This window comes from Phenylobacterium sp., from assembly GCF_044371015.1.
GTDB lineage: Bacteria > Pseudomonadota > Alphaproteobacteria > Caulobacterales > Caulobacteraceae > Phenylobacterium.
The window spans coordinates 1-4,098 of sequence record NZ_JBILUK010000265.1; the positions used below are offsets into that span (position 1 = coordinate 1).

At 68.2% G+C, this 4,098-nt stretch carries 6 protein-coding genes; 4 read left to right on the forward strand and 2 right to left on the reverse strand.

Annotation, left to right across the window (positions count from 1 at the left end):
* Window positions 1-87: 87 nt before the first annotated feature.
* Window positions 88-648 (reverse strand): hypothetical protein, encoded by a 561-nt coding sequence (locus ACIQ3R_RS15955; protein WP_397419842.1) that lies wholly within the window; start codon window positions 646-648, stop codon window positions 88-90.
* A gap of 342 nt (window positions 649-990) precedes the next feature.
* Between ACIQ3R_RS15955 and ACIQ3R_RS15960 the strand changes: the two genes are divergently transcribed.
* From ACIQ3R_RS15960 to ACIQ3R_RS15975, 4 genes are all read left to right on the forward strand, one after another.
* Window positions 991-1,710 (forward strand): HupE/UreJ family protein, encoded by a 720-nt coding sequence (locus tag ACIQ3R_RS15960; RefSeq protein ID WP_397419847.1) that lies wholly within the window; start codon window positions 991-993, stop codon window positions 1,708-1,710.
* A gap of 12 nt (window positions 1,711-1,722) precedes the next feature.
* The gene (locus tag ACIQ3R_RS15965; RefSeq protein ID WP_397419843.1) at window positions 1,723-2,358 is read left to right on the forward strand and encodes a transmembrane anchor protein; all 636 of its coding nucleotides are present in this window, start codon (window positions 1,723-1,725) and stop codon (window positions 2,356-2,358) included.
* A gap of 254 nt (window positions 2,359-2,612) precedes the next feature.
* Complete coding sequence (locus tag ACIQ3R_RS15970; protein ID WP_397419844.1) at window positions 2,613-3,269, forward strand: SOS response-associated peptidase; 657 nt, start codon at window positions 2,613-2,615, stop codon at window positions 3,267-3,269.
* A gap of 99 nt (window positions 3,270-3,368) precedes the next feature.
* Window positions 3,369-3,758: a hypothetical protein gene (locus ACIQ3R_RS15975; RefSeq protein WP_397419845.1), complete on the forward strand. Its 390-nt coding sequence runs from the start codon at window positions 3,369-3,371 to the stop codon at window positions 3,756-3,758.
* Window position 3,759: 1 nt separating this feature from the next.
* Here ACIQ3R_RS15975 and ACIQ3R_RS15980 read toward each other — a convergent pair.
* Window positions 3,760-4,098: DUF4180 domain-containing protein (locus ACIQ3R_RS15980; RefSeq protein WP_397419846.1), on the reverse strand; the 339-nt coding region annotated here is incomplete at its 5' end.

Genomic DNA, 4,098 nt, shown 5'->3' on the forward strand with positions numbered 1-4,098 from the left:
GAGGCGTGCGGGGGAGTCAACGGGGCGAGACCAAGGACTTGGCAGGCGCCTGAGATTTCGGCAGGGGACGCACTGGCGGCGGTCCGGTCAGGGCGCACGCGGCGTGAGCCGGGCAGCGCGTTCGAGAGCCAAAGGCAGAAAGCGGTCGAGCTGGGCGATGACGGACTGATAGGCGCTCATGGGTTTGCCCCAGGCGTCAGGTATGGGCTCGGCGACTCCGACGGCCCATTCGGAGAGCAGATGCAGCCGGGGCCCGGCCTCCGGCGCCAGCGCCAGCACCTTCTCCCGATGGGTCGGCGTCATCACCAGAATGAGATCTGCGCCGGTGATGTCGCGGGCTTCGAGGGATCGCGCGCGGTGGCCCACGACCGCAAGGCCGCGCCCGGCCAGCAAGGCCGCCGCGTTGACTTCCGGAGCCTCACCCCACGGGTCGACGTCCAGACCTCGGGAAATGAACTTGAGCGGCCAGCCACGCTGTTCCGCCAGCGCGCGGGACAGGACCTCCGCCATCAGACTGCGCCCGGTATTGCCGGTGTCAACGAAGGCGACCCGGACCGCCGCCGCCGGCGGCGGCGGCGCGGCCGCTGCGCTTGAAGCCGATGCAAACACCAGCGCGCCAGCGAGAAGGGTTCGACGAAGGATCATCATCCGGCGCTCGCGAGATCGCCGGCTCAGGCGCCGGCGCGCCCAGCAACGCGGGTCGCAGCGCCCTGGTCAACCAGAGCGCCCTCTGGGCGGGCCTTTGGGCGAGCACCAAGACCCCGAATGCCGACCCATGTGTATCGCGGCGTCGGCGATGCTCTGGAAAGCGGCAGCAGGGCGCGATGAAGGGGGCCGCTGCGCCGAGGGATCGACTCGGCCGGGGCAGACGGGACGGCAGGGCGCTTCGCGACGTTTTGGTCAGGTGGGTGCAGTTGCTGCTGGAACCTGCCGGAAACTCCAGACAGGATGTCCCGTTCCCAGTTCCGACGCGCGTACTCCGACCCGATGATGTCCCAGACCAGCCCCTTGGACCGATGGCGGCCTGCCATCCTTGCGGCCTTGGCGCTATTCCTGCTGCTTCTCAACGGCGTTGGCTCCCAGGCTCTGGCCCACGGTGTCGCCGCCGGCGACAAGGGCTACATCCAGGAGACGTCCGGCGTCGCCTTCATGCCGTTCGTCTATCTGGGGGCCAAGCACATGGTCACCGGCTACGACCACCTGCTGTTCCTGTTCGGGGTGATCTTCTTCCTCTACCGGATGAAGGACATCGGCCTCTATGTGACCGTGTTTGCCCTGGGACACACGCTGACCCTTCTGCTGGGCGTGCTGACTGGTGTTCGTGTTTCCAGCTATCTGATCGACGCGATCATCGGTCTTTCGGTCGTCTACAAGGCGCTCGACAATCTGGGCGCCTTTCAGCGCTGGTTCGGCGTCCAGCCTAGCACCCTGGCCGCGACACTGATCTTCGGCCTGTTCCACGGCCTCGGCCTGGCGACGAAACTGCAGGACTTCCGCCTCTCCCCGGACGGTCTCATCTGGAACCTCATCGGCTTCAACATCGGCGTCGAGCTGGGCCAACTCCTGGCGTTGGGGGCCATCCTCATCGCGATGAGCTTCTGGCGGCGAACGGACGGCTTCTGGAAGCACGCCTACCTCGCCAACGTCGTTCTCATGAGCCTTGGCTTCGTCCTGACGGGCTACCAGCTCGTCGGCTTCTTCATCGTCTGACGGGCGCCCGCAATGCACAACGCCAACAAGCCCAACCTCTCCGAGCTTCCGACCACGCGCCAGCTGCTGCGCTCGACCGCGCTTGCGGCCGGCGTGGCGGGCGCCCTGCTCGTAACCGTGGTCCTCCCCGCAGAGTACGGGATAGATCCGACCCGCGTCGGCTCGGTCCTGGGTCTCACCGAGATGGGACGCATCAAGCAGCAACTGGCGAGGGAAGCCGAAGCCGAGGAGCAAGGGGCGGTGGCCTCGCCAGTCAGCATTCCGCAATCCCCGACGGCGAGCCCTCTGGCTGCGGCGCAGGCCTCGCCGGGGCCGGCGTCTGCGACGGCGCCCCATCGGACGGACAAGGTGGTGATCACGCTGGCCCCGGATGCGGCCGCGGAGATCAAGCTCGTGATGCAGGAAGGCGCTCGCGTCCGCTTCGCCTGGTCGAGCAGCGGTGGAAAGGTGAACTACGACACCCACGCCGACCGGCCCGGCGTGAAATACCATGGCTACGGCAAGGGGTCTTCCCAACGGGTGGAGGGCGAACTGGTCGCCGCCTTCACGGGTAGCCACGGCTGGTTCTGGCGCAACCGCACCGGCGAGAGCTTAACCATCACCCTGGAGACGTCGGGCGCCTATGGCGACGTGAAGCGGGTCGTTTAGTCGGGATCTCGCGAGAGGCTCGAAAGGGATATCCCGTCCCCGATGTCCTGACCTCCGAAGCCGCGCCATTCGATACGCCCCAACGCGAGGGTGGTCGCGGATCAATTGAACCTTGAAGCGCCGAACGCACAAACGACCCTCAATCGACCCGTTGAACCCTTTGCTCCATCGGCCCAGGATCGGCCCGCGCGCCTTGGGGAGGACCTGCCCGCTTGTGCAACCACTACCGCGCATCGGGGGCATGGCGGACCCTGATGGACGAGTTCAGCCTGACACGGATCAACCCGTTCGCCGACCTGGGCGCCGCGCGGGGGGTGAACGTGCAGGGCGATGATCTCTATCCCGGCCATGTGGGGGAGATTCTGGCCGGAGACGGCTCCGGCCGGCTGACGCCGCAGGCGGCCTCATGGTGCTTCATGCCGGCCTCGGCGGCGGGCAGGACAAGCTGGGCCGAGTGGTTGAAGACGCGGCGGGGCTGCAACAATGCGCGCGGCGAAGAGGCGGACCGGAAGTGGCCGTTCGTGTTCGTGGCGAAGACCGGCCGGTGCCTGATCCCGGCCGAGGCGTTCTTCGAGTGGGACGACGCGCCGCCCAAGACCAGGTCCGGCGGCGGCAAGACGGAGTATCGCTTCAGCCTGCCGGACGGTCGGGCCTTCATGCTGGCCGGGCTGTGCGGTCAGGTGGACCCCGCGGACGCCGGGCCGATGCTCACCTACACCATGATCACCAAGGCCGCGGGCGGCGACACCGGCGCCATTGGCCACGGCCGCCAGCCGGTGATGCTGAGCCCCGACGAGTACGCCGCCTGGCTAAACCCGGAGACGCCGATCGCCGCCTTCACCACGCGCTTCGATCCGGCCGGGACCTTCCAGGCGCGGGCAGTCAAGGGGCCGAAGGCGGAGGCGGTTTAGCGCCGGCCCAGGCGCCCTGTCGCCCTGTCGCCCTGTCGCCCTGTCGCCCAGACATTCGGGCCCCCATCTAACGGCGCATCAACTCTCGGAGCCACGAACATGATCGACCTTCGCATGATGGCCGCGGCGCTCTGTGCGCTGGCGCTGGCCGGCTGCGAGAACGCGGGCACGGCGCTGAAGACCACGGCCGGGGACTTCGCCAAGGAAGCCGCCAGCACGGCGACCGGCATGGTTGGGCTGAAGAACGCATGCACCCTGGCTGGCCAGAGCGAGGCGTTCTGCGGGTGCCTCGACACCGAGCTCGGCTCAAAGCTCGACACGGCGCAGGTGAAGGATCTGAGCGGGGTGATCATCGACACGGTGCGCACCGGCTCTATCGAAGCCGCCCAGACCAGCCCGGCGGTGACGCCTGAGACCAAGGACGCGCTGGTCAAGTGCGCCGCGCGGGCGGCGGTCGCCGGCGCGATCGGCGAAGCGTCGGGTCAGTAGGTCAGGCCAGCCGGGCGGCCAGAGCATCGAGGTCGTCCAGGAACCATACGTGAGGGCCGCGGTTGGACTCCCGCACGAAATCGCGGAGCGCATGGCTTTGCGCGAGCGGCCCGCTGATGTCGCCGAGGAAGGCCACCCTGAAGCCGTAGTTGACGAACTTCTGAATTGCGCCGCCGGCCATGCGGGTGGAGAGCATGAGGAAGCCGGGCGCAAGACGCGCGACGGGGACGGCGATCAGGGTCGCGCCAGAGCCGTAGGCCTCGCCGATCAGGTCCAGCGCCGCCTGTTCGCCGTCGAGGCGAGGACCTTCGGCGGCGCAGAGCCAGATGACGGCGCGTCC